We start from the raw sequence: 26,911 nt of genomic DNA on the forward strand, positions 1-26,911 counted from the left end.
TTGGCCAGTAATCAAAACTATCAGTTCACATTAACAATTAAACATACGGACTATATTGTCAGGGATCACCGGGTGCATGGCACCCGGATTATACCCGGTGTCACATTTTTAGATATGATATACCGTATGGCGCTGAGCAAAGGTTTGCCTATTGAAGAACTCGAGTGTCAGAATATTTTGTATTTGGAACCTGTAGCAACATCGGATACCTTTGACAGAGAAATCCGCATCCGTTTTCAGGGATTGGAACAGGGATGGGAAATTCAGGCGAAGAGCAGAAAGGTAAAAGATGACTGCATTCTGGATGAAAGCTGGGATGAGAATATGACCTGCAGGCTCATGCAGAAATTCCCGGAAAGCATGAGTTCAATCCATATCGATGAAATCAAACATGCCTCCGTCCGTGAAGCCGATATGGAGATATGTTATGACTATTTAAAAAAGGTTGATATAGAGCATTTTGAATTTATGAAGAGTTTGGGGAAGGTTTATGCGTCTGACCATTCTGTACTTGCAGAGTTGACGCTCAGCCAAATTGCCAATCAATATACTGGCTATTTTCAATTGCATCCCACTTTTCTTGATGCGTCTACCATCATATCGATCCTTTATCAGGCATGTCCCGAATATTTTACACAAGGATCTCCGGCAAGCCGGATGAAAACGTATATTCCCATTCATATTGAATCTTTCCGTATGAGGAAGCGCCTGGAAGACAGGTGTTATGTGTACATAGAGAAGCAAGACCAACATCATGATTCAGGGGATGTCATCCAAGTAAGTTACGGTTTGTACGATGCACACGGGGGGATGATCGCTTATTTTACGCGGCTGTCTGTGAAACATATCCGCTCAAAAGATTTAATTGAAAACCTGAAGCAGACTCGTTTGGAAACTGAAGCGGCTTCTCAGCCAAAAGACAGCCTGATCAGAAAAGATTCAATCATAAATCGAAGCGAAAGCATCGAGACACACCTTAAAGAATTAATATCCGGGGTTTCAAATATAGATCTGCGTGACATAAGGACAGACATTGGTTTTTATGAACAGGGCCTGGATTCAGCTTCTTTGCTTGCCATTGTCAAAGAACTTGAAAACAAAACAGGGGAACAGCTGTATCCTACACTCCTGTTTGAGCAGAAAACGATCCGGGAACTCGCCGCGTATATTAAAGAAAATCAAAAAATGTCCAGTTATTTCTTAACGCGAAATCAACCGGCTGAAAAGCCTGACATGAAAGAAAGTAAGAACGAAAATCTTTCCGCTCTTATAACAGAAGGAGACATTCAGCAGCTGATCGCAGATATCAAAGGGACTGCTCCTGAAACACTCTCTGTTGTAAAAGGTTTTTATGAACAAGGCCTCGATTCCGTAACACTTATGCAAGCCGTAAAGGCATTGGAAGAGAAAACAGGCAGGGAACTGTACCCTACTTTATTGTTTGAGTATCCGACGATTCAAAAACTTGCAAATTATTTTGCAGAGAGCGGCGAAAAGACTTCCGTTGAAAAAGACCGCCCTCTTCATCATGGAGAGAATCATACGGCTCTGACCTATTTAACGCCGCATTGGAGACAAAAGGCTGCCGCTTGGGACCCGAATTGCGGAAATAAAAAGAAAAGAACATGCCTGCTGTTTCAATATGACAGAGAGCTTTTTCATTTTATGCGGGAAAATGCTGAAAATGGATTCGAAAATACACAGATCATTCTCGTTTTATCAGGGAATCGTTTCTCCTATCACGGAGACGGTGTTTATGAGATAGATCACAGGGAGGAAGCTCACTTTGACAGGCTTGCAGCTGATCTGAAAAAAAGGGGGCAAATGCCCGACACCGTGGTTTACGGGTGGCCGGAAGGGTCATTTGCCGGCCCGGAAAAAATAAGTGAACAGCTTTCTAAAGGGGCTTACCCGCTATTCTTTTTCAGCCGGGCATTGATGCGCAGCAAGGCGGAAAAAAAGGTTGTATCGCTTTTCCTTTATCCGGCGGACCATAAAAATGATCAGCCGCTTTACGCTTCAGTCCATGGCGCAGGGCAGTCTATTTTGCTTGAGAACCCGAAACTGGCCCTTAAGACAATCGGGATATCAGTTTCAGACAAGTCATCGTTGCCGGAACTTACAGCTGAAATCATCAGAGTCGAATCTACGGAAGCGCATCCGGGAGAAACCGATCTTTATTATGAAAGAAATGTGCGCTGGGTCCGTGCCTTACGGGAAGCGGAACCGGCTCAAAACTCAGGTTTCTCCTTTAAAGAAAACGGAGTATACATGATTACAGGAGGGGCCGGCGGCTTAGGCCTTATATTTGCAGAACATATCGCAGCCCAAACGAAAGCCAATATTATTTTAGCGGGCCGTTCTGAACTTACGGAAGACAAAAAGAACAAAATCAGCCGAATGAAAGCAGGCGGTTCTTCGGTTCAATATATAAGAGGTGATTTTTCAGATAGCCGCGATGCAGAGCGAATCATAAAAACCATTAAAAGGCAATTCGGAGAAATCAACGGTGTGATACACAGTGCCGGTGTGACGCACGACGCTTTATTGATTCAAAAATCAAAAGATGAAATTCAGGAAGTGATCGCTCCGAAAATAAATGGGACGGTCTTATTGGACAGCTTGCTGCAAACCGAACCTTTGGACTTCTTTGTGATGTTTTCATCAAGCAGCTCGATGTACGGGAATATCGGACAGACGGATTACGCATTGGCCAACCGCTTCATTGATCTTTTCGCTGAGTGGCGTGAAGGAATGAGGCGGAAAAAAGAACGCTCCGGCGTCTCAGTAGCCATCGGCTGGCCGCTATGGGAAGACGGCGGCATGAAAGTGGATAAACAAACTGAAAAATGGATGAAACAAAAAATCGGTATGGTTCCTCTTAGTAAAACCAATGGGATCAAAGCTTTTCAAGATTCACTCTCTCTGAACGCATCACAGCTGATCGTGTTTGAAGGTGACAAAGAAAAATTAGAATCTGCACTTCAAGATACCTTCATGGAGGATGAAAACCGTGAGATCCAAATAAATGAAACAGCTGATACAAGGCATGAGGACATTGCCATTATCGGATTAAGCGGAAAGTATCCGATGGCTGAAGATTTACCTGAATTTTGGGAGAATTTAAAGAGCGGAAAAGATTGTATTACAGAAGTCCCGCCTGACCGCTGGAATATGGATGATTTCTTCAGCGAAGACAGAGATATGAAAGGGAAGTCTTACAGCAAGTGGGGAGGTTTTATCAGCGGAGCCGATCAATTTGATCCGCTTTTCTTTCATATTTCCCCAAGGGAAGCAGAACTTATGGATCCCCAGGAAAGGCTCTTTTTAGAAACGGCCAAAAATTGTTTTGAAGACTCAGGGTACCCGAGAAACATGCTGGAAAAGATGAAAGTCGGTGTATTTGTCGGTGCAATGTGGGGCCAATATCAACTATTTGAAGGGGAAGAAAACGGAGTGGCTTTCTCGCCGGCGTCCGTCTATTCTTCAATAGCCAATCGGGTGTCTTATTATTTTCATTTAAAAGGTCCGAGTTTGGCTCTGGATACAATGTGCTCTTCATCACTGACCTCTATTCATTATGCATGCCAAAGCATACATTGCGGAGAGAGCGATATGGCATTAGCCGGCGGAGTGAATTTGTCAATACATCCGAATAAATATAAGTTCCTCAGCATGGGACAGTTTCTATCAAGTGACGGCAGATGCCGGAGTTTTGGAAAAGACGGAAGCGGTTATGTTCCCGGTGAGGGAGTCGGAGCCGTATTGTTAAAACCATTGAAAAAAGCAATAGAAGATCAAGATCAAATATACGGTGTGATTAAGGGAAGCGCCGTTAACCACGGAGGAAAGACGAGCGGATATTCCATACCGAATCCGGATGCACAGGCGGAGGTCATTTCAGAAGCGCTTCGTAAAGCTGACATTGATCCGAACACCGTCAATTATATTGAAGCGCATGGAACAGGGACTTCATTAGGCGATCCGATTGAAATTCAAGGACTGAAAGATTCCTATCAATTGAACCATCCTTGCGCCATCGGTTCGGTGAAATCAAATATCGGACATTTAGAATCTGCGGCAGGAATCGCTGCGGTAACGAAAGTGCTTCTCCAAATGAAGAATAAGCAGCTTGTTCCTTCTCTGCACTCCGATATTGTTAATCCGTTTATAGATTTTGATCAGGTTCCTTTTCAAGTGCAGCGGAAAGCGGCTGAATGGAATATTCCGCAAAACAGCAATGCTGTTCACCCTTTGAGAGCCGGGGTAAGCGCTTTTGGGGCAGGAGGAACAAACGCGCATCTTATATTGGAAGCGTATGAGCCGCCAAAAGCTTTTGATCATCAAAGCGGCCGAGTGATCTTTGTTTTATCGGCTCAAGACAAACAACGGCTGATAAAATATGCAAAGGTTATGGCTGATTTTCTATCAGAAAATGAATCGAAGGATAACAATCATAAACTGCGTCTTCAGGATATTGCCTATACACTTCAGACGGGACGCGATCATATGGAAGAACGGCTGGCGATAGTGGCAGATTCCGGGCAGGTCATTGCTGAAGAGCTTTCAGCTTATATCAGGGGTGAAAAAAGCAGCTTGAGCCATACCGGTCATACATTCGAATCAGAAGTTCACAATGAAATGCCTCACGTTTGTTCAGATTACGCCGAAGCAGCATCCAAATGGGTAAACGGAAGAAAGATAGATTGGGAGACTTTTGAGGTGAATCGGAATGCTCGCAGGATTTCTATTCCGGGACAACCGCTGATCAAACGGCGGTATTGGATAGCGGAAAAAGGGGAAGCACTTGTTTCAGCGGATGTGAGTAAGCCGGGTCACCCTTTCTTGGGGAGTAACACGTCCGATTTTAATCAGTTCAGTTTCACGAAAAAAATCAGCCGTAATCATCCGTTTGCACTAAGTCTGTCTGAAGGAAACGTGTCCTTTTTCCCTTATGCATCTTTGGCTGAAATGGCTATCGTCAATGCAGCGGAGGCATTTGGACAACCAGTTCATACATTGACTGATTTATTGTGGACCGAAAGCATGAACGGAATGACTGATATACGGGAACTGATGATTACGCTGACGCCTGAGCGCGGCTTTGCGCGGTTTGACATATATGCAAACACAAAAAATGAGAATAAAGTACGTCTTGCCAGGGGAAATGCGCATATTGTTAAGCCTGAAAGCGGTAGGCTTCCTGAAGCGCTTGATATTGCTGAAATCAAATCAGAAATGACTGAACATCCGGCTGAAGCGCCTTTTGTCATTGAATCAGCGAAAAACAGTGACGGAATGCTGTCGTTTCATTCATTGCCGGATGAGCTTTATGCAAAAAGAGAGAATTTTACGATCTCTCCTGAAGCGCTTGAGTCCGCGATTCAAGCCAGTGCGTTTTTTGTCAGCGGAGAAACCTTCCCGGAATTGATCGGAATGGGAGCGGCGGATGTCTATCAGCCTCTCGCTCAAAATTTTTATGTCTATACTCAAAAAGAGAACCGGCAGAACAGCCGTGATGTAACGTGTCATATGACATTTACAGATGGAAACGGAAGCATTCTGGCAGAGTGCAGAGATGTGAGATTCAGATATGGTCATGAAAAAGACACTGTTCAGACGGACGATGAACTCATTCGTCTCCTGCGTCAATTGGAAACCAATGATATTGATCAGAAGGCTGTATTGAAACAATTAATGGGGGAAGAATGATGAACGGAAAACGTGAACAAATCAGCGATATTCTTGATCTGATTCAAACAGGACAAATATCGGCTGACGAAGGCTATGCCCGTGTGACATCCATTCAGAATCAAAAATCACGGGCATCGAACCATCCGCTTTTTTATTACAAGCCGGAATGGACAGAATCGTTCATTCCGAGTAAGAAGAGCGTACCCTTGACGGGATTGCTCCTGATTTTTGCAGAAAATGAACGGCAAATACAAGAATTGAGCGATTTGTTTAAGGGCTGTACTCTCTTGTTTGTCATCCGCGGAAAAGAATTTGCTGTTTTACATGATGATACGATTTGTATGAACCACGTGAAAAAACACGATTATCTAAAGCTGTTCCGATACATTCATGATCATTATCAGCTGCCCGAAAAGATTCTTCACTTGTGGTCTGATTCTCAGGCTGACATGAGTAAAGGAGGTATACAGAAACAATTGGAAAACGGATTGTTTTCTCTTCTGTATATTACACAGGCGCTGATTGAACTAAAATGGAAAAAGATAATAAAGCTGACGCATATTTTTCAAACAGAGAATAAAGAACAACTGCCGCTGCATCATGCGCTCGGCGGATTGGTGAAAACCGTTCACCAAGAACACCCCAATTTTCACTATCAGATTATCAATATCACGCAATCAGAGGGTGCGGGAGCCGCTCTTCCAGCAATAGCGGACATATATCAGAGAGAGTGTGACGAAAAACGGGATATCCATTTTGAAGTGCGCTATGAAAACGGCAGACGTTTTACGAAAAGCTATAATAAAGCCGGCTCATTCGATTTAACTCAGCCGCTGAAACATCATGGGAATTATCTGATTACAGGAGGCCTGGGCGGTCTCGGTTATATTCTGGCAAAACATCTGTCGGAAAAATGGAAAGCGAATCTCATATTAACGGGGCGCTCTGATTTAACTGAAGAGCAGGAGAAAAAGATCGAATATTTAAGAAGTTCAGGTTCAACAGTTGAATATATCCGATCTGATGTTTCAAAACAAAGTGATGCTGAACGGATATTTGCTTTTGCAAAAGAGCAGTTCGGCACCTTACATGGAGTATTTCACAGTGCCGGCGTACTCCGTGACTCTTTTATCTTAAGAAAGACAAAAGAAGAAATTGATCAAGTCACAGGTTCGAAAGTTTATGGCACGCTGTGGCTGGCGGAAGAAATCAAAAAAATGAAAGTTGAATTACTTGTCTTGTTTTCATCCACATCGGCAGTCTTCGGCTCAGCCGGCCAATGTGACTATGCTTTCGCCAATGCCTTTCTGGATCAGTATGCAGCAGTTATGACCGCGACAGAGTCTGCCGAAAGGGTAGTGTCAGTCAATTGGCCGCTATGGACTTCCGGCGGGATGAATATTGACGATGAAGGAGTATCCTACATGAAACAGGAACTCGGTCTTGACCCGTTAGATGACAGTGACGGAATACAGGCTCTGGAGAACAGCTTGTGTCAATCATCTGAACAGCTGATTGCCCTGAAAGGCCGTAAAGAAAAGATTGAGGATGTGCTGAAGCGTGCCGGCACAATCAGCTTTCATTCAGAGCAGCAGGAAGATGCTGATTTGCAAAACGATGAATTAAGACAAAATATAATTATTTATCTGAAAAATATAATGTCAGAGGAATTGAAATTACCGGCCTCACTCATAGATGAAAAACAATATCTGGAGAAATACGGCATTGATTCAGTGATGATCATGCGTCTGACTAAAAAGCTGGAGCAAAGTATCGGCAGATTGTCGAAAACATTATTTTTTGAGTATCATTCAATATCGCAGTTAGCCGAATATTTCCTGAGTCATCACAGCGAACGAATGATGAAACTGCTGAACCCGGCCGGCACATCTGAACTTGTCTCATATCAAAAAAAGCAAAAAAGAAAACCAGTGGAAACAAAAGTGCCGGTACGCTCTGAAGGAGAAGATTCAAAAGAGCACATTGCGGCCGATCCCCTTTCTGCTGATATAGCCATTATCGGTGTCAGCGGCAGATACCCGGGTGCGGAAAACATCAGGGAGTTCCAGAATGTGCTGATGAATGGACGGGATTGCGTAAGCGAAATTCCCGATGACCGGAAGGAAATGCTGGAGGGAAGCTGCTATAAGTGGGGAGGTTTTCTGAAAAATCCAGACCGGTTTGATCCTTTATTTTTCCGGATATCACCGAAAGAAGCGGCTTTTCTTGATCCTCAGGAACGCCTCTTTTTAGAGACAGTGTACAATACCATAGAGGATGCGGGTTATAAACCTTCAGATCTGACCCGCAAAAAGGTCGGAGTATTTGCAGGCGTCACATATGGAAGCTATCAATTTTTCGGCGTTGAAGAATCACTTAAAGGAAATGAACTGGCCGTCGGGTCTCCATTTTCTGCAATAGCAAACAGAATATCATATTTCTTTAACTTTAAGGGGCCGAGTATGGCGGTTGATACAATGTGTTCATCCTCTCTTAACGCCATTCACTTAGCCTGTGAAAGTATACGAAGAGGAGAAAGCACACTTGCTGTTGCGGGCGGGGTCAATCTTACGCTTCATCCGAATAAATATACATTATTAAATCAAAGCCGCTTCTTTGCAAGTGATGGCCGGTGCCGTACATTCGGCGAGGGCGGTGACGGTTATGTACCGGGAGAAGGAGTGGGATCCGTACTTTTAAAGCCGGCGGCGGAAGCGGTAAGGGACGGAGATCATATTTATGCGCTGATTAAAGCGACAGCGGTCAATCACGGAGGGAGAACAAACGGTTTTACGGTTCCTAATCCAAATGGTCAGTCTGAACTGATACAGGACGCGCTTCAGAAAGCTTGTATTGACCCTCGTACAATTAGTTATATTGAAGCTCACGGAACGGGAACTTCTCTGGGAGACCCGATTGAGATCACCGGATTAACAAAAGCGTTTCGGGAATTTACGGAGCACACTCAATATTGTTCAATCGGTTCTGTCAAATCAAATATCGGCCATCTTGAGGCCGCAGCGGGAATTGCCGGTTTGACAAAGGTTCTTTTGCAAATGAAACTGAAAAAACTGTTTCCCTCCATACATGCGGAGACGTTGAATCCAAATATTGATTTTAAAGCATCTCCCTTTTATGTACAGCGGTCATTGCAAGACTGGAAGAAACCGAAACTGCAGGAAAACGGAAAAACAGTAACTGTTCCGAGAAGAGCGGGGATCAGCTCATTCGGAGCCGGAGGAACGAATGTTCATATCATTATAGAAGAATATGAAGAAACAAACGTCTCAACAGAACATGTTGAGAACGAACCGCATATTGTCCTGTTATCTGCCAAAGACAATGAACGTCTTCTTGAGTATGCCGAAAACATGAAAGATTTTATTCAACGTTCACTAAGTCCTGAAGTAAAGGATAAACAGCCTGATATGAAAGAAAAGGTGTATGAAGTACTCAAACCGTTTGTTTCGGAATTGCTTCATATCCATCCGGAAGAAATTAATATTGCTGATCACCTGAGTGAATTTGGCGTAGGGCCTTTGGAATTAAGCCGGATGGCGGATTTTATTAACGAAATGTTTCATATTGAACTCACGATGTATGAATTAACTGATTGCGCCTCCATTCAAGCGGTTACTGAATACTTATTGAAGGAATATGCCGGAGCGATAAGAAACATGTTCCCGAATGAAGTGATGGAAGCCGGCCAATCGGAAAGCGTCGTTTTACGGGATCTGGCATACACTACACAATCGGGCAGAGAAGCGATGGAGGCCAGAGCGGCGATTACCGGTACCTCTCTTAAAGAAATGAAAGATAAATTATTTGAGTTTTGCCGCGGTGACAAGCAAGTTCCAGGCGTATATGTTAATCAGCAATCAGCAGATGCATTCGCTGAAAAAATGAAGGCGTTAACGGAAGGCAGAGCAGGTGAATTGTTTGTAAAGACCATTATTGAGAACGGTGAAGCGGAAAAGCTGGCTCAATTATGGGTTTGGGGGGCGGATATCGACTGGAAATCCGTTCATCAACATTTACAGCAGCCGGGTAAACGGATCTCAATTCCGACTTATCCGTTTGCAAAAGAACGTTATTGGGTTCCGTCCAGGACTGAGAAGGCAGAGATCCCTCAGCATTCTTTTCAACATCATTTGCAAAAAAAATGGAGGGAGAATCCGTTTGTAAATCCATCCGAAACAAAAGAGTACGGACTGACAGTAGCATTTGTAAATCAAGACACAGAATCAATTGCCCGCACCATTTGTTCGGATATAGATCAGGAGAATCTGATTGTCATAAAACATCACTCTTCATTTATAAAACACTCTGATCAAATGTTTGAGTGTTCTTTATTAGATGAAAACCACGCATACGACGTTATCCGTGAGATCTTCTCGGGCGGTGAGCGGCAGGTCGAAAATATATTTGATTTCTCAGATATCGGAAACCAGAGTGACAATCAGAACGGCATCCCATATGGTAAATTCTTATTTATACAAGAAATAATTAAGCGGAGTAAAAAGGAAACACCATTATCCATTTTACAAATCACCAATGGCTTGCAGGTATTTAAAGCGGAAAAACCAAAGCTGACGGGGGCGGAATCAGCGGCTTTTCTGAAAGCCCTTTCTGCGGAATACGGCTTTGTTCATGTGAAAACAATAGATATAGACAGCATGAAAGAAACGCATGAGCTGAAACAAATCTTTGAGAATGAAAGGGCGCAATGTACCGGAGAGAATGAAGTATGCTACCGCAGCGGCGTCAGATATGTTCCGTATTTTGAAGAAGAAAGAATCCATACCGGCGGGCCTGTTTCATTTCCTGCGGATAAAGCCATCGTGATTACCGGCGGGACAGGGGGTATTGGCAGAGCAATAGCTGAAGATTTGGTGAAACGGGGAGTGAAAAAACTCGTGCTGACGGGGACGCGTCCATTACCTTTGCGAAGTGAATGGGATCATTTGCTGAAAGAGGGCAGACAGGACGAAAAGACAGTCAGCAATATCAAACTGTTTCAAAGTTTTGAAGAGAAAGGTGTCAACTATCTGTATTACAGCGGTTCTCTCACAAATGAAGAGAAGCTGCGTTCATTCTTTCACCAAGTAAGCCTTGAATTTAAAGATATAAGCGGTGTCATACACTGTGCCGGACTGCACAGCGGCGGAAATCCGGCCTTTATTCATAAAAGAATGAGTGAATTTAAGACGGTGTACGGGCCGAAAGTCACTGGACTTCAGAATTTGGAGCGGATTTTTAATAATAGGCCGCTGGATTTCTTTATTCTATTTTCATCAATTGCTGCACAGTCACCCAAACTGTCGAAAGGAATGACTGATTACGCGTCTGCAAACGCATATATGGACTATTTCGCGGCTTATCATTTTCAAAAGGGGAGAACGTATTTCACGTCCATCAATTGGCCGAGCTGGAAAGAAGTCGGAATGGGTACTGTGACGAGTCCTTTATATGATGAATTGGGATTGGACTCTCTTTCCACACGGGAAGGACTGGCGATTTTGTATCATGCACTGGAGAAAAAATCGGCCAATATCATTCCTATCGTGAAAAAAGGAACAGTGTTTCATGCAGACAGTCTCCTGAATATCAATAAAACCGGCAAGGCTTCATTTCCAGTGCGAAGACAGGAGACTCCCGACACTTTTGATCATTCAGAAGGGCTTGTCAGTGAACTTTCTGCCGTATTTGCCGAGGAATTGAGCATTCCCCTTGAAAAGCTTAACCCAAATACGAATTTTCAGGAATACGGTGTGGATTCTATACTTCTTGTCAGCATTATACATCGTATAGAAGCAATGATTCAGAAAAAAATTGACCCTACTGTGCTTCTTGAACACAACACGATTCATGGTCTTGCGGAATATATCGGTAAGACGGCGCCGCCGTTGAAAAAACAAATCGAACAGACTGATTCTCAAAGCAGCAATCAGCATGATATGCAGTCTGTGACGAGCCGAAATACAGAACCGCAGACGGCTTCCTCTGCAAAGATAGCTGTTATCGGAATCGGATGTAAGTTCCCTGGAGCGGCTGATAAAGAGGAATTTTGGGACAATCTGAGAAAAGGGAAGAATCATATTAAAGAAGTACCTGATTCCCGGTGGAATATAGAAGAAAATTACTCTCCGGTGCAGCAAAAGGGAAAAAGCATCAGCAAATGGGGAGGATTTATCAATGGAATCGGCAGCTTCGATCCGGAGTATTTCCGCATGGAAGAGGAGAAAGCCATCCAAACGGACCCGCTGATAAGACATTTCTTAGAAACGAGTGTACAGACTGTACGGGATGCCGGTTATGAAGAAACAGAATTATCGGGAAAAAAAGTCGGCGTATTTGTCGGTTCCAGAATGGGCGGCTACGGTCACAAACTGCCGAAAGAAAGCAGCAGCCACATCGTCGGGCTTAGTCAAAACTTTATTGCTTCACACGTGTCGCATTTCTTTAATTTTCACGGTCCAAGCATGGTTTCTGATACCGCTTGTTCTTCTTCATTAGTCAGCATTCATTTAGCCTGCCAAAGCATAAAAAACGGTGATTCAGAGATGGCGCTGGCAGGAGGGGCGGATCTGCTTTTGGATGAAATTCCTTACCTGATGTTAACAGAAGGAGGAGCTCTTTCGCCGGACGGTCAGTGTTTTACTTTTGATGAAAGGGCAAACGGCTTTGTACCCGGAGAGGGTTTTGGCGCTGTTCTGTTAAAACCGCTCGAGAAAGCGAAAGCGGACGGAGATCGGATATACGGTATCATTGAAGCATCAGCTATTAATAACGACGGTGCGACAATGGGAATTACGACCCCGAATCCTAAGCTTCAAGAGCAGGTTATTCAAGATGCATTTGAAAAAGCCGATATCACTCCCGGATCAGTCAGCTACGTCGAAACTCACGGCACAGGCACGATGATTGGAGATCCGATTGAGCTACAGGCTCTGACAAAAGTATTCCGAAGAGACACAAACAAAACGCAATTTTGCGGAGTAGGAAGTGTAAAAACCAATATCGGACACTTATTAAGCGCTGCCGGAGCGGCAAGTTTCATTAAAGTGATTTTATCAATATGGCATAAGGAAATTCCGCCTACATTGAATTGTGAAACGCCAAATCCCCGCTTTGAATTTGAAAAGTCGCCTTTTTATCCGAATACAGAGCTGAGAAGCTGGAAGGATGGAAAACGGAGGGCGGGCATCAGCGCTTTCGGTTTTGGCGGAACAAACGCCCACCTTTTGGTAAGCGGCCTGGATGATTCATATCATGCCGTCAGAACTCCGCTGCCGCCTGCCGAGTTTGTCAGAAAAGAGTACTGGCCGGATTCAAATCGAAAAAAACAAATCAAACAGAATAAAAAACGGCTTCTTGAAATTATTGATGAAACAGAGTAGCACCTGCTCTGTTTCTTTACTTTGTAAAAGAAGAAAGGTTGTCGAGTTGCATGAGGTTCAGCGTATTAGTCAAACATGACGATTATATTGTTTCAGACCATGTCCTTCATCAAGTGCGTACGATACCCGGCGTAACGTATCTGGATTTAATAACACGATTTTTAGCTGAGAAAGGGATATCCCCCCGAAGTTTTGAAATCAAACATGTTTTATTCCGTGAACCTGTTGCGACGTCAGTCCATTTTGATAAAAAAGTCACCTTCCAGTTTACGGAACAAGAAAACGGCTGGCTTGTTGAAACAACAAGCAGGAAATGGGTCGCTGAAAAGGCGGAAGGTGAAGCGTCAGTCAACTTGCAGGCGGAAATCATAAGAAAAAATGCGATAAACGAAAAGACAATTTCAATCGAAGAATTAAAGAAAGGAGCCGTCCGGACTTCGGATGCTGAATCCGCCTATCGTAATTTGCGCAGGGGCGGCCTGATTCATAAAGATTTTATGAAATTGGAAGGTACAGTATATGAAGGTGAAAATTATATTCTGGGAGAGGTCAGTTTAAGCGGACTTTCAAAAGAATATACAGATGACTTTTACATGCATCCCGCATTTTTGGATGGGTCTCTCAGCTTGTTGGGAATCCTTACATCAGACTTGCCGGATGAAGGAACAAATGCGTTTATCCCTATATATATTGAGACATTCCGGGCACTGCATAAAACAACTGGGTCTTGTTTTGTGTATATTGATAAAAACAGTATAACGCAGCCGCCTTCTAAAGACATTTTATATGCGGACATAGAAGTATACAGGCCTGATGGAGAGCTTGCTTTTTATTATGAGCGATTCGGTGTGAAAAGAGTCAGAAATGAAAAATCAATACAAAGGCTGGAGCATTCCCAAAAAGCTAAAGAGGTTGGCAGCGCAACGAACAATAAAGAAATGATCAGAAATAATTTGATCCAAGAGATAGCCGGCATGATTGAAAAACCTGCTGAAACAGTGAAGAATGATATTTCCTTTTACGAGATGGGCTTGGATTCTAAACAATTATTAGACTTATCCAAAAAATTAGAACTGATGTTAGATACAAAGCTGTACCCGACTTTATTATTTGATTACTCCACAATCGGTGAATTGACGGAATATCTGCAGGAGAAATACGGAGCTGACATTACAGACTCTATCTCTGATACAGTTTTGCACCAAGACAGTCAAAAAACATTAACAGATGAGCTGTCATCCATTATTGGAGAGGTTACAGACACACCGCCAAATAAAGCGGACAAACACCAATCTTTTTACGAACTGGGTCTTGACTCAAAACAGCTGCTGCATATATCGAAAATGCTCGAGGAAAGATTGGATACACAATTGTATCCGACATTGCTTTTTGATTATAACAATATTCATGATTTAGCGGCTTATTTAGAAGAAAAATATGATGTGCGTAATACACCGGCTGCAGCTTTTAAAGAAAAAACGCAAACGAAAGAGCCGTCTGAAAAGCCGATGCTTGAATCTTTGTATTTACAAAAAGAATGGATTGAGTCGCCATTAAAGTCCGGAGAAGTGTCTAAGGAAAATACTTTGATTTTCGATTTCGACAGTTCATTGAGTGATGAAATCCGCAACTACACCGGCAGTGAAAATGTTATTTATGCGGCAGCCGCCGCTGAATATGAAATGGTAAATGAAAAGCATTATAAATTTAACCCGGAGCAGTCTGCTCATTACACCAGACTGTTAGATGATATGAAAAAGTCCGGAGCGTTTCCGGCGTCAATCATTCATTACCTGTCAAAAAAAGCTTATACTGAAGCGGCGTTAGACCTGACTCACAGCTTTTATTCAATCCTTTATTTAAGTAAAGCTTTGATCCGTCAAAAAACAAAAGAAAACATCAACATTCTGTACGTACATGACAAGGATCAATATACAAATCCGGTTTACGCCGCGATTGGAGGCTTTTTTAAAACGCTGAATGCGGAGCAGCCGAATATAAAGTGTAAAACGGTTGAGATTTCTTCAAGACAAACCATTGAAAAAGCACCTTTGCTTCTCAATGAATTAAGTGCCGGACATCATCAGACTGTGAAATATGACGGCAATCAAAAAAGGTGGGTGACAGCATATAGAGACGCTTCGCTGCAAACAGGACAAAAGGCCGCAAAGTTTGCAAAAAACGGGGTGTATCTCATCATCGGAGGGTTAAGCGGCATCGGCTGGATTATTTCAGCGTTTCTTTATGCAAATCACGGAGCCAGCGTTATCATTGCCGGGCGATCGAAAATGACAGCAGACATGGAAGAAAAATTAGACAGCATCCGATATGACGGGGCAAGCATTTCTTATATCCAGGCTGACATGTCAGATAAACAGCAGGTCATCAAGTTAGCGGAAAAAATTCGTGCTGATTATTCCGAAATCAACGGGGTCATTTACAGTGCAGGCGTGTTAAAAGACTCTCTCATTATGAATAAAACAGACGCGGAAGCTCAAGCGGTGCTGCAATCAAAGGTCAATGGTGTGATTCATTTGGATGAAGCGCTCAGAGATATGCCTTTAGACTTTTTTGTTTTGTTTTCTTCCATCTCCTCAGAAATCGGAAGTCTGGGTCAAGCCGATTATGCCTACGCCAATCGTTTTCTGGAGCATTTTGCCGAGTGGAGGGAATGTATGAGAAAGGCGGGGGGAAGATCAGGAAAAACCATCGCTGTAAATTGGCCTTTCTGGAAAGACGGAGGCATGTCAGTTGATCCCGGCATCCAAGATATTATGAAAAGGGAGTACGGACTTCACCCATTAGAAAATACTGCCGGAATCAAAGCTTTTGAACACTCGCTTCTCGGCCAAGGCCACCAGCTGATCGTGTTATACGGAGAAAAAGAAAAAATACAAAACGATTTCAAGCCGTTATCCGCCCGTTCAGCACCGCCTCTGGTAAGAGATTCAGCGATTGCAGCCGATTTTGATGCTTCGTCAATCGTTACGGAAGCTGAAAGTCCTTTCCGGATACTCGGCACGGCTTCCAATCGTCATCTCGATGATTATTTGCATTATTGGAGCAGACTGAAGAAAGGAGCCCTTCAGCACAATCAAAGCGATGCCGCAAAAAAACTCATCGCTTTTTACCAGACAGAAGAAACGGAAACCGTTCATTTTCTGGCAAACACAGAAAATGCCCGGCATATGGAGATATTGATGAGCGGTAAGGGCGAAACAATTTTACTGATTTGCGGTTTTGCTACCACTGCTTACATGTGGAAAGAACAAATGAAGGAGTGGGCAGACCAATTTAATGTAATTGTCATCCACACACCGGGTTACGGGCTGAGTGAGGGGAGCGCCGATTTTACATTGAGCGGGCTGGCTCAGACTTTTATCGAAGTGCTGAACGAGATAGGGGTTGCTTGGCCGATCCACATTGCGGCAGCTTCTTGGGGAGGCATGATAGGGCAGAGGATAGCCTATGAATACCCTGAAAAAGTAAAAACACTCATTCTTTCCGGAAGTTACACCGAATACGAAGAAGACCCTGAAAGCAGTGTCGAGGAAAAACTGAAAAATGATTTTATAGCTATAGGAAAATCGCATGAATATGAAAGTTTATACAGTAATCAATTCTTAAATGCTTCTATTGAACGTTTTATGAAGATACATCAACAAGAAGGCTATTCTACGATCGGCTTTTTAAAAGACATTCATACAAGAACGCTTATCCTTACGGGTGAGAAGGAAAGCGTAGTTGATCAGAAAGAAACAAAAAGGCTGCAAAAACTGCTGAGCAATGCAGAATTAAAGAAAATTAAGGGAGCGGGGCATCTTCCGAACATCACACATCCGGAAGAATTTAATAAAGCGGTGTCAGAATTCATCAAGAAATCAGTAAGTAAAGGATGAAAACGATACATACAGTACAGGGGGAGAAAACAATGAAACAAACAATAAGCAATCCGGCATTTGATATGAAACAAATTAACGCTCTTAACAGCCATTATCAGACGATGATAGACAATGGAGATCTGCAATGTGCGAGTTATATGATGTCAAGAGGAGGTGAGGTTTTTGCAGCTGAGTCGTTAGGGGAATTTACCGGCGGACAAAACGAAAAGCAAACATTTCAGCTTGATACAATCAGAGAAATCGGTTCTTTGACAAAAGTGTTTACCGCTGTAGCCGTCATGCAGCTCGTCGAAAAAGGTTTGCTCGATCTGAAAATGCCGGTCAAGCTCATTTTGCCTGCGTTTGATAAACCGGGTTTCGGAGAAATTAAAATTTTGCACCTTTTGACTCATACGGCGGGATTAAGTTTTGAGCTGGATATTCAAAAGGCTGAAGGCATTGACTTAACGAATGAGGAAGAATGGATAAACTATCTCGTCAGTACGCCTTTGGAGTACGGAGTGGATGAAGCGTGGAACTATTCCAGAACCGGTTTTGTTATACTTGGCATCATTATTTCAAAAGTAACAGGCGTATCCTACGAACAGTATGTAACAAAGCATATTATTGAAGCGCTCGGATTAGAAAGAACGTATTTTTATGTGCCTGATGCTTTAAAAGAAGAAGTTTGTGTGATCAATGAACACGAGTGCGTACAGCTGGAAAAAAGTCATCACCCGTATTTTCCGAATAAAGCGACAAGCGGTCTGTACTCTTCGTTGCGGGATATTTGGAAGTTGGCTGAAATGTTTAGAAATAAAGGCAGATTGAAAGATAAGAAGCTGCTTGGAAGAAAAACAGTCGAGGCGATGCTGAGAAATCAAATAAAGCCCGGTCTTCCTTTTTACTTCTTCGGAGCGCCCAGAGAGGAAGGCGGCTTTGGTTTAGGCGTTAATTTGTGGCCGGCCGGCGACCATTATTTCATGACAGAAGGCACCTTTTCACATCTTGGAATGGGTTGGTGCGGCATGTTTTCTGATCCAGCCGAAGATTTTACGTATGTATTTTTCACTCCGATTTCCGAGTTTCATCCTCATGCCGTGCTGACGCCGCTGAATATCGTGTGGGCGGGTATTGAATAATTAGACAAAAGCATCGTTCCGTCTGTTCGGCAGGCGGGACGATTGCTAACTGCCCGTTTTTATCCCGCGGCATCTTTTCAAAGCCCGCCCCTAAGTTAAATAACTTAATTTACTCTTTGTAATTTTTTTTAATTATAGTACAGTAGAGCATTTTTATAATACAGTTTAAAGTCTTTTATAGTACAGTTTGGCGCAATATGATCTTAAGTTTTATAAGCGGTTTCAAAATGAGGTTATAAATGATTGACGGCTTTGTTTAATTACTGTAAACTATGGTTGTTGATCATATTGTACTAATAAAAAATCTTTTTTTATTAGTACAGTTTAAACGTCCTTATCTTTGCTTAAGCGCTATGTGAATTTCTGAATGATTAATTTTAGAATTGCAGAGCATGATAAGACTGTTTTTAATACGGATGGCTAAACGGTATCCTAACCCTGTTAAATCAAAAGAAGAGGTGGTTTAAAAAATGGCTGCAAAGACAAAAACTTCAATTGTTGATAGCAAAAAACAATTTGATGCTATTCATAAGCAGTTTGAAACGTTCCAAATTTTAAATGCTGAAGGAGAAGTCGTAAATAAAGACGCAATGCCTGATCTTTCAGATGATCAGTTAAAGGAATTAATGAGAAGAATGGTGTATATCCGCATTTTAGACCAGCGTTCAATTTCTCTTTCCCGTCAAGGACGTTTAGGTTTCTATGCACCGACAGCGGGCCAGGAAGCTTCTCAAATTGCATCACACTTCGCGCTTGAACAGGACGACTTTATCCTTCCGGGTTATCGTGACGTTCCTCAGCTGATTTGGCACGGGCTTCCTTTACATCAGGCATTCCTGTTCTCAAGAGGCCATTTTAAAGGTAATCAGATGCCTGAGGGAGTAAATGCTTTATCACCTCAAATTATTATCGGTGCTCAAATTATCCAAACCGCAGGTGTAGCTTTAGGTCTTAAAAAGCGCGGTAAAAAAGCGGTAGCTATTACTTACACTGGTGACGGCGGAGCTTCTCAAGGTGACTTCTATGAAGGAATGAACTTTGCCGGAGCATTTAAAGCGCCAGCGATCTTCGTTGTTCAGAATAACCGCTATGCGATTTCAACTCCTGTAGAAAAGCAATCATCCGCACAGACAATTGCCCAAAAAGCAGTTGCCGTCGGTATTACAGGTGTTCAAGTAGACGGAATGGATGCACTTGCCGTTTACGCTGCAACCGCAGAAGCACGCCAGCGCGCAATTAACGGTGAAGGTCCGACTCTGATCGAAACTCTTACATTCCGTTACGGACCTCATACAATGTCCGGTGACGATCCGACTAAATACCGTACGAAAGAAATAGAAAATGAATGGGAGCAAAAAGACCCGCTCGTACGTTTCCGCAAGTTCTTGGAAAACAAAGGACTATGGTCTGAAGAAGAAGAGAACAAAGTGATTGAACAGGCCAAAGAAGAAATCAAACAAGCTATCAAAAAGGCTGACGGCGAATCAAAACCGAAAGTAACAGAGCTGATTGAGAATATGTTTGAAGAGCCGACGTTCAACTTAAAAGAACAACTTGAAATTTACAAAGCGAAGGAGTCGAAGTAAGCCATGGCGCAAATGACAATGATTCAAGCGATCACTGATGCGTTACGCACAGAACTGAAAAACAATGAAAACGTTCTGCTTTTCGGGGAAGATGTAGGCGTTGCCGGAGGCGTATTCCGTGCAACTGAAGGCCTTCAAAAAGAATTCGGTGAGGACCGCGTATTTGACACGCCGCTTGCTGAATCCGGTATCGGCGGTCTCGCTCTCGGTTTAGGCCTGCAAGATTACCGTCCTGTTATGGAAATCCAATTCTTCGGATTCGTATATGAAGTAATGGATTCAATCTCAGGACAAATGGCTCGTCTCCGCTACCGTTCCGGCGGACGCTGGACTTCTCCGGTGACAATCCGTTCTCCATTCGGCGGAGGGGTTCATACACCTGAACTTCACGCTGACAGTTTGGAAGGCCTTATCGCTCAGCAGCCGGGTATTAAAGTTGTTATCCCTTCCACTCCTTACGATGCAAAAGGACTGCTGATTGCCTCTATCAGAGACAATGATCCGGTTGTTTTCTTAGAGCATATGAAACTTTACCGTTCTTTCCGTCAGGAAGTTCCTGAGGAGGAATACACAATCGAGCTTGGCAAAGCTGATGTGAAACGCGAAGGTACTGACCTTTCTATCATCACATACGGCGCGATGGTTCATGAGTCGCTTAAGGCTGCTGAAGAGCTTGAAAAAGAAGGCGTTTCTGCTGAAGTTATCGACCTTCGCACTGTAAGTCCGCTTGATATTGATACGATTATTGCTTCTGTTGAAAAAACAGGCCGCGCAATTGTCGTGCAAGAAGCTCAAAAACAAGCCGGCATCGCTGCCAACGTTGTAGCTGAAATCAATGACCGCGCGATTCTGAGCCTGGAAGCTCCGGTTCTGCGTGTTGCGGCGCCTGATACAGTATTTCCTTTCTCGCTTGCTGAGAGCGTATGGCTTCCAAACCATAAAGACGTTCTTGAAACTGCGAAAAAAGTTCTTGAATTTTAATCAGGCATCATAAAAGACGGTAAAGAGAGTCCTTTTCTCTATATGAAGGAGTCTGTTTACTAGGTTCAATGCTTGCGAATGCATAACTAAAATTTGCTTAATCAACTAGGAGGTCGAAAACTGTGGCATTTGAATTTAAACTTCCGGATATCGGGGAAGGTATCCACGAAGGCGAAATCGTAAAATGGTTTGTTAAGCCGAACGACGAGGTAGAAGAAGACGATGTTCTGGCTGAAGTGCAAAATGATAAAGCAGTGGTAGAAATTCCTTCACCTGTTAAAGGAAAAGTATTAGAATTAAAAGTTGAAGAGGGAACAGTTGCAACTGTTGGACAAACGATTATTACGTTTGACGCACCTGGTTACGAAGATCTTCAATTTAAAGGAAGCCATGATTCAGGAGATGCGAAAACTGAAGCTCAAGTTCAGTCGTCTGCTGAAGCAGGGCAGGATATCGCTAAAGAAGAGACTCCTAAAGAGCCTGCAAAAGAAACCGGCGCAGGACAGCAGGACCAAGCGGAAGCTGATCCGAACAAACGCGTGATCGCGATGCCTTCCGTACGCAAATATGCCCGTGAAAAAGGCGTGGATATCCGTAAAGTAACAGGTTCAGGCAATAACGGACGTGTTGTAAAAGAAGATATCGACAGCTTTGCAAATGGAGGAGCGGCTCAAGAAGCGGCACCGCAAGAAACAGCTGCACCTCAGGAAACAGCTAAACCTGCAGCGGCTCAGGCTCCTGAAGGCGAATTCCCTGAAACACGCGAAAAAATGAGCGGTATCCGTAAAGCGATCGCGAAAGCAATGGTGAACTCTAAGCATACTGCACCGCACGTAACTCTTATGGATGAAGTTGACGTAACAAATCTTGTTGCTCACCGCAAACAGTTCAAACAAGTTGCTGCTGATCAAGGCATCAAGCTGACTTATCTGCCTTACGTCGTCAAAGCATTAACATCCGCTTTGAAAAAATTCCCTGTTTTAAACACATCTATTGATGATAAAACAGATGAAGTGATCCAAAAACATTACTTCAACATCGGAATTGCAGCGGATACCGAAAAAGGCCTGCTTGTGCCGGTAGTGAAAAATGCCGACCGTAAAGCCGTTTTCGAAATCTCTGATGAAATCAACAGCCTTGCTACAAAAGCGCGTGAAGGCAAGCTTGCACCTGTGGAAATGAAAGGCGCTTCTTGCACGATCACAAATATCGGTTCTGCCGGAGGCCAATGGTTCACACCGGTTATCAACCACCCAGAGGTTGCGATTCTCGGTATCGGCCGTATTGCTGAAAAAGCGATCGTCCGTGACGGTGAAATTGTAGCTGCTCCTGTCTTAGCTCTTTCTCTCAGCTTTGACCACCGTATGATTGACGGAGCAACTGCACAAAATGCGTTAAACCACATCAAGCGTTTACTGAACGATCCACAACTTATTTTAATGGAGGCGTAATGTTATGGTAGTAGGAGATTTCCCTATTGAAACAGATACTCTTGTGATTGGTGCGGGACCCGGCGGCTATGTAGCTGCCATCCGCGCTGCTCAGCTTGGACAAAAAGTAACAGTCGTTGAAAAAGCAACTCTTGGAGGCGTTTGTCTGAACGTCGGCTGTATTCCTTCAAAAGCGCTCATCAATGCAGGCCATCGTTACGAGAATGCAAAACATTCAGATGACATGGGAATCACTGCTGAGAACGTAACAGTTGACTTTACAAAAGTCCAAGAATGGAAAGCTTCTGTTGTAAATAAGCTTACCGGCGGTGTTGCAGGTCTTTTAAAAGGAAATAAAGTGGACGTTATAAAAGGGGAAGCTTATTTCGTAGACAGCAACTCTGTCCGTGTAATGGATGAGAACTCTGCGCAAACATACACATTTAAAAACGCAATCATTGCTACCGGTTCTCGCCCTATCGAATTGCCAAACTTCAAATATAGCGAACGCGTTCTGAACTCTACAGGCGCACTTGCGCTTAAAGAAATTCCGAAAAAGCTCGTTGTTATCGGCGGCGGATATATCGGTACTGAGCTTGGAACAGCGTATGCGAACTTCGGAACTGAATTGGTTATTTTAGAAGGCGGAGATGAAATTCTTCCTGGCTTCGAAAAACAAATGAGTTCTCTCGTTACCCGCAGACTGAAGAAAAAAGGCAACGTTGAAATCCATACAAGCGCTATGGCTAAAGGCGTTGAAGAAAGACCTGACGGCGTAACAGTTACATTCGAAGTAAAAGGCGAAGAAAAAACGGTTGATGCTGATTACGTATTAATCACTGTCGGACGCCGTCCGAACACTGACGAGCTCGGCCTTGAGCAAGTCGGTATCGAAATGACTGACCGCGGTGTCATTAAAACAGACAAGCAGTGCCGCACAAACGTACCGAACATTTACGCAATCGGTGACATCATTGACGGACCTCCATTGGCTCACAAAGCGTCTTACGAAGGTAAAATCGCTGCGGAAGCTATTTCAGGAGAGCCGGCTGAAATCGATTACCTCGGTATTCCGGCGGTTGTATTCTCTGAGCCTGAACTGGCTTCTGTCGGTTACACTGAAGCACAGGCGAAAGAAGAAGGCATTGAAGTCGTTGCAGCTAAGTTCCCGTTTGCAGCAAACGGACGTGCGCTGTCTCTTAACGAAACTGACGGCTTCATGAAGCTGATCACCCGTAAAGAAGACGGTCTTGTAATCGGTGCGCAAATTGCCGGCGCAAGCGCTTCTGACATGATTTCTGAATTGAGCCTGGCGATCGAAGGCGGAATGACTGCTGAAGATATCGCAATGACAATTCACGCTCACCCGACATTGGGCGAAATCACTATGGAAGCTGCCGAAGTAGCAATCGGAAGCCCGATCCATATCGTAAAATAATAATGTAACAAAGAAACAGCCCCCGTTTGTAAAAGCGGGGGCTGTTTTTATTGTGCAAGCACATGCTGCATAGGTTTGATGATATCCTCTTTTTTCTTTACGGATCCCTCAATCTTCATGACCACATGCCGATGATTGATCACCATCAGCGCAGGGAACGTATTGATTTCCTCTTCCCATCCCTTTCTGTTGTCATAAACCTTCATTTGATCGACATGATGGGGATATTTCTTTTCTAAATCAAGGATCGCATCGTAATAAGGCACTTCTTTATCTATATGATTTTCATCGGAAAAAAACAAGATTTGAGTGTGATGAATGCTGTCGATCCGGTTTTTTTTGAATGGACTGACAGTAGAAACCGAACAGCTTGACAGAACGAACAGCATCAAAAAAAAGGGAATCACCGTACGGTAGCGCATCTATCTTACTCCTCTGTTTTATATAATATATGGGTTCATCCATTTAAAAGGACTATATCAAGTGTATCACGAGAGGTGAAAAACCTAAGGCTTGTTACTGAATTGTTATATAATTGAAACCGTTTTTAATGAAGAAATAATACGTGTGACAACTTGCGCAGCCGATGTGTAAAAAAGGCACATTGTTTTTCGTGAGAGCGCTGTTTTTTCGTTATACTGAGAGCAAAACCATATCAGGAGGGATTGTCATGTATAAAGCCGCTGCAGCTGTCATATGTATGTGCTTACTCGCCGGCTGCCAATCAAATGAAAAGATGCAAACAAACAAACCCCATTCTCAAGCCGCGGCCAATCATGCCAAACGGGAAAACCACCATACAAAAGAGGAAAAACAGAAAAAACAGAAGGCGGAGCCCCGTTACTATATCAATCCGAAAAGCTTTTCTGTGGAAAAAATGGATGAACAGAAAGAGAAAAAACCGATCGCATTGGTAACGATCGATGACGCGCCTGATCAGCATGCCGCTGAGATTGCGGACAAACTGCACGATCTCAATGCGTCAGCGATCTTTTTTGTAAACGGACATTTTTTGAAAAAAGATGAAAATAAGAAAGCGCTTAAGCATATTCATGAGTTAGGTTTTATGATCGGTAATCATACAATGACTCATCAAAACTTAAAAGATCTTTCCGAACAAAAACAACGGGAAGAAATCATCGGCGTCAATAAAGCGGTTGAAAAGGTAATAGGAGAGAAACCCGCATTTTTCAGGGCGCCTTTCGGAAGCAATACGGACTACAGTGACAGACTTATAAAAAAAGAAGGTATGGTGAAAATGAACTGGACCTTCGGGTATGATTGGGATCAGAAATATCAATCCAAAAAAGCGCTTACCGATATCACACTGAACAGTCCTTATCTGCGGGACGGGGCCAACATATTGATGCATGACCGGAAATGGACGGCGGAAGCCATGCCGGACATTGTAAAAGGATTGCGTCATAAAGGATATACTGTGATTGACCCTCGAGCTATAAAAAGACCGTAAAAAATAAATGTGTTATACAATTTATCAGTTGACATATTAAATGTGACATAATAATATAATAACAACAAGTGAAAATTAAGCGTTTTCAAATTCTGAGAAATGGGGAATGACAGATGGGTACAATTGTTTGCCAAGACTGTAACGAAGCGATTCATTACTTTGAGGATGAGAAGGTCACGACGTTATACGGAACATGCTGCGGACAATGCCAGTGTCATCTTGAAGAAGAGTAAAAAGCGTAAAAAGGCCCGAAACGATTTCGTTTCGGGCATCTTTATGTTTATTGGATGGCTCTTTGCTCTTTGATGACTCTGATCATTTCAAGCGTTGCATCTTCGGGACCCTGCACAGGAAGGCCGGCGTCCAAGTTTTTAAAAATGTAGCTGATATTTTCTTCAGTAATGATCTCACCCGGAATAAAGATCGGAATTCCCGGCGGGTACACCATGACAAACTCTGCGATGATCCGTCCCGCGGATTCTTTTAACGGAATGACTTCCGTATTTGCGTAAAACGCGTCTCTTGGCGTCATCGCTAACAGAGGAATTTCAGGAAGCAGAACTTCGGTTTGCTGATGAGCATAGTCATTGTCGGAAGCCTGCTTTGAAATGTCTGTAAGCGCGCTTACAAGACGGTCGGCATCTCCCGCTCTGTCGCCGGGGGTGAAAATACATAAAATATTATACAAATCGGACAGCTCGACTTCGATATTATATGATTCGCGGAGCCATTTTTCAACGTCATGACCCGTCAGTCCGAGGTTTTTGACCGAAATGATTAATTTAGTCGGATCATAACTGAAGGCAGCTTTAGACCCTGTGATTTCTTCGCCGACACAGCGGATGCCTTCAATTTGATTGAGGCGTTCCCGTGTCTGATCCGCCAGCAGAATCGTATCTTCTAGAAGATCGCGGCCTTCTGTAGCGAGGCGTTTTCTTGCGACATCCAGTGAAGCGAGAAGCAGATAGGATGTTGACGTTGTCGTCAGCATGCTTAAAATCGACTGTACTCTTTCTTTGGAAACAAGACCTTCTCTCACATTTAAAATGGAGCTCTGCGTCAGGGAGCCTCCCAATTTGTGCACGCTTGTGGCTGCCATATCAGCGCCCGCCTGCATGGCGGACAGAGGAAGCTTATCATGAAAATGAATATGCACGCCGTGCGCTTCATCGACAAGCACAGGCACATCGAAAGAATGCGCGAGCTTTACAATGCTGCTTAAGTCAGCTGCCACACCGAAGTACGTCGGATTTATGACAAGCAGGCCTTTTGCGTCAGGGTGCTCCGTCAAAGCCCGCTCGGCGGACTCAAGCGTAATGCCGTGAGAAATTCCGAGCTCATCGTCAATTTCCGGGTGAATAAAAATCGGCACCGCTCCGGAAAATACAATGGCCGACATAATGGATTTATGAACGTTTCTCGGGATGATGATTTTATCTCCGGGTCCGCATACGGCCATAACCATCGTCATAATGGCGCCGCTCGTCCCTTGTACGGAAAAGAAGGTATGGTCTGCGCCGAATGCTCGAGCGGCCAGATCCTGGGCTTCTTTAATGATGCCCTTTGGCGCATGTAAATCATCCAGAGGTTCGATATTAATTAAATCTATACTTAACGCGTTTTCTCCGATAAATTGTCTGAATTCCGGGTCCATTCCCGCGCCTTTTTTATGGCCCGGAATGTGGAATTGGACAGGCTGTCTGTCCGCGTGCTTTTTCAGTCCGCTGTACAGGGGTGTTTCATGTTGCGGCAATTGTTTTCCCACCTTTATCATAATACCTACGGATTAGTTTGTATTACATTCAGTTTTATTACCCGTTTTTTAAACGTAAAACAAATGAATTATATTATGAACTTGAAAGAAAGTAAAGAACAATTTATGATCTAT

The 26,911-nt window shown here is 43.5% G+C and carries 12 protein-coding genes; 10 read left to right on the forward strand and 2 right to left on the reverse strand.

What is annotated here, in order from left to right; genetic code table 11:
* The 8 genes from NYE38_RS07510 (at window position 1) to lpdA (ending at window position 23,552) form a co-directional block, all read left to right on the forward strand.
* The gene (locus NYE38_RS07510) at window positions 1-5,712 is read left to right on the forward strand and encodes an SDR family NAD(P)-dependent oxidoreductase (RefSeq protein ID WP_340802881.1); all 5,712 of its coding nucleotides are present in this window, start codon (window positions 1-3) and stop codon (window positions 5,710-5,712) included.
* Window positions 5,712-13,094 (forward strand): type I polyketide synthase, encoded by a 7,383-nt coding sequence (locus tag NYE38_RS07515; protein WP_110085520.1) that lies wholly within the window; start codon window positions 5,712-5,714, stop codon window positions 13,092-13,094. The genes NYE38_RS07510 and NYE38_RS07515 overlap by 1 nt, the downstream gene beginning before the upstream one ends.
* A 50-nt stretch (window positions 13,095-13,144) precedes the next feature.
* On the forward strand, window positions 13,145-16,993 hold the full coding sequence (locus NYE38_RS07520; RefSeq protein WP_017417706.1) for an alpha/beta fold hydrolase: 3,849 nt from the start codon (window positions 13,145-13,147) through the stop codon (window positions 16,991-16,993).
* A 32-nt stretch (window positions 16,994-17,025) separates the two neighbouring features.
* Window positions 17,026-18,117: a serine hydrolase domain-containing protein gene (locus NYE38_RS07525; protein ID WP_014417648.1), complete on the forward strand. Its 1,092-nt coding sequence runs from the start codon at window positions 17,026-17,028 to the stop codon at window positions 18,115-18,117.
* Window positions 18,118-18,587: 470 nt separating this feature from the next.
* The gene (pdhA, locus tag NYE38_RS07530; protein ID WP_007611171.1) at window positions 18,588-19,703 is read left to right on the forward strand and encodes a pyruvate dehydrogenase (acetyl-transferring) E1 component subunit alpha; all 1,116 of its coding nucleotides are present in this window, start codon (window positions 18,588-18,590) and stop codon (window positions 19,701-19,703) included.
* Window positions 19,704-19,706: 3 nt separating this feature from the next.
* Complete coding sequence (gene pdhB, locus NYE38_RS07535) at window positions 19,707-20,684, forward strand: pyruvate dehydrogenase complex E1 component subunit beta (RefSeq protein WP_003154528.1); 978 nt, start codon at window positions 19,707-19,709, stop codon at window positions 20,682-20,684.
* 122 nt (window positions 20,685-20,806) lie between these two features.
* Entirely contained in the window at window positions 20,807-22,135 is a 1,329-nt protein-coding gene (gene pdhC / locus NYE38_RS07540) for a pyruvate dehydrogenase complex dihydrolipoyllysine-residue acetyltransferase (protein WP_134986500.1), read from the forward strand.
* 4 nt (window positions 22,136-22,139) lie between these two features.
* Window positions 22,140-23,552 (forward strand): dihydrolipoyl dehydrogenase, encoded by a 1,413-nt coding sequence (gene lpdA / locus NYE38_RS07545; RefSeq protein WP_007409663.1) that lies wholly within the window; start codon window positions 22,140-22,142, stop codon window positions 23,550-23,552.
* Between the two features lie 47 nt (window positions 23,553-23,599).
* Here lpdA and NYE38_RS07550 read toward each other — a convergent pair whose 3' ends face one another.
* Window positions 23,600-23,974, reverse strand: a complete 375-nt coding sequence (locus NYE38_RS07550; protein ID WP_014417650.1) for a hypothetical protein — start codon at window positions 23,972-23,974, stop codon at window positions 23,600-23,602.
* Window positions 23,975-24,222: 248 nt separating this feature from the next.
* On the opposite strand from NYE38_RS07550, the gene NYE38_RS07555 reads away from it, so the two are divergent.
* Both NYE38_RS07555 and NYE38_RS07560 read left to right on the forward strand, forming a co-directional pair.
* Window positions 24,223-25,023, forward strand: a complete 801-nt coding sequence (locus NYE38_RS07555; RefSeq protein ID WP_007409665.1) for a polysaccharide deacetylase family protein — start codon at window positions 24,223-24,225, stop codon at window positions 25,021-25,023.
* Window positions 25,024-25,136: 113 nt separating this feature from the next.
* On the forward strand, window positions 25,137-25,256 hold the full coding sequence (locus tag NYE38_RS07560) for a GapA-binding peptide SR1P (protein WP_003154518.1): 120 nt from the start codon (window positions 25,137-25,139) through the stop codon (window positions 25,254-25,256).
* A 47-nt stretch (window positions 25,257-25,303) separates the two neighbouring features.
* Here the strand turns inward: NYE38_RS07560 and NYE38_RS07565 are convergent, their stop codons facing one another.
* On the reverse strand, window positions 25,304-26,776 hold the full coding sequence (locus NYE38_RS07565; RefSeq protein ID WP_134986501.1) for an aminotransferase class I/II-fold pyridoxal phosphate-dependent enzyme: 1,473 nt from the start codon (window positions 26,774-26,776) through the stop codon (window positions 25,304-25,306).
* Window positions 26,777-26,911: the final 135 nt, after the last annotated feature.

It is taken from the genome of Bacillus sp. EU63 (genome assembly GCF_038592915.1).
GTDB lineage: Bacteria > Bacillota > Bacilli > Bacillales > Bacillaceae > Bacillus > Bacillus velezensis.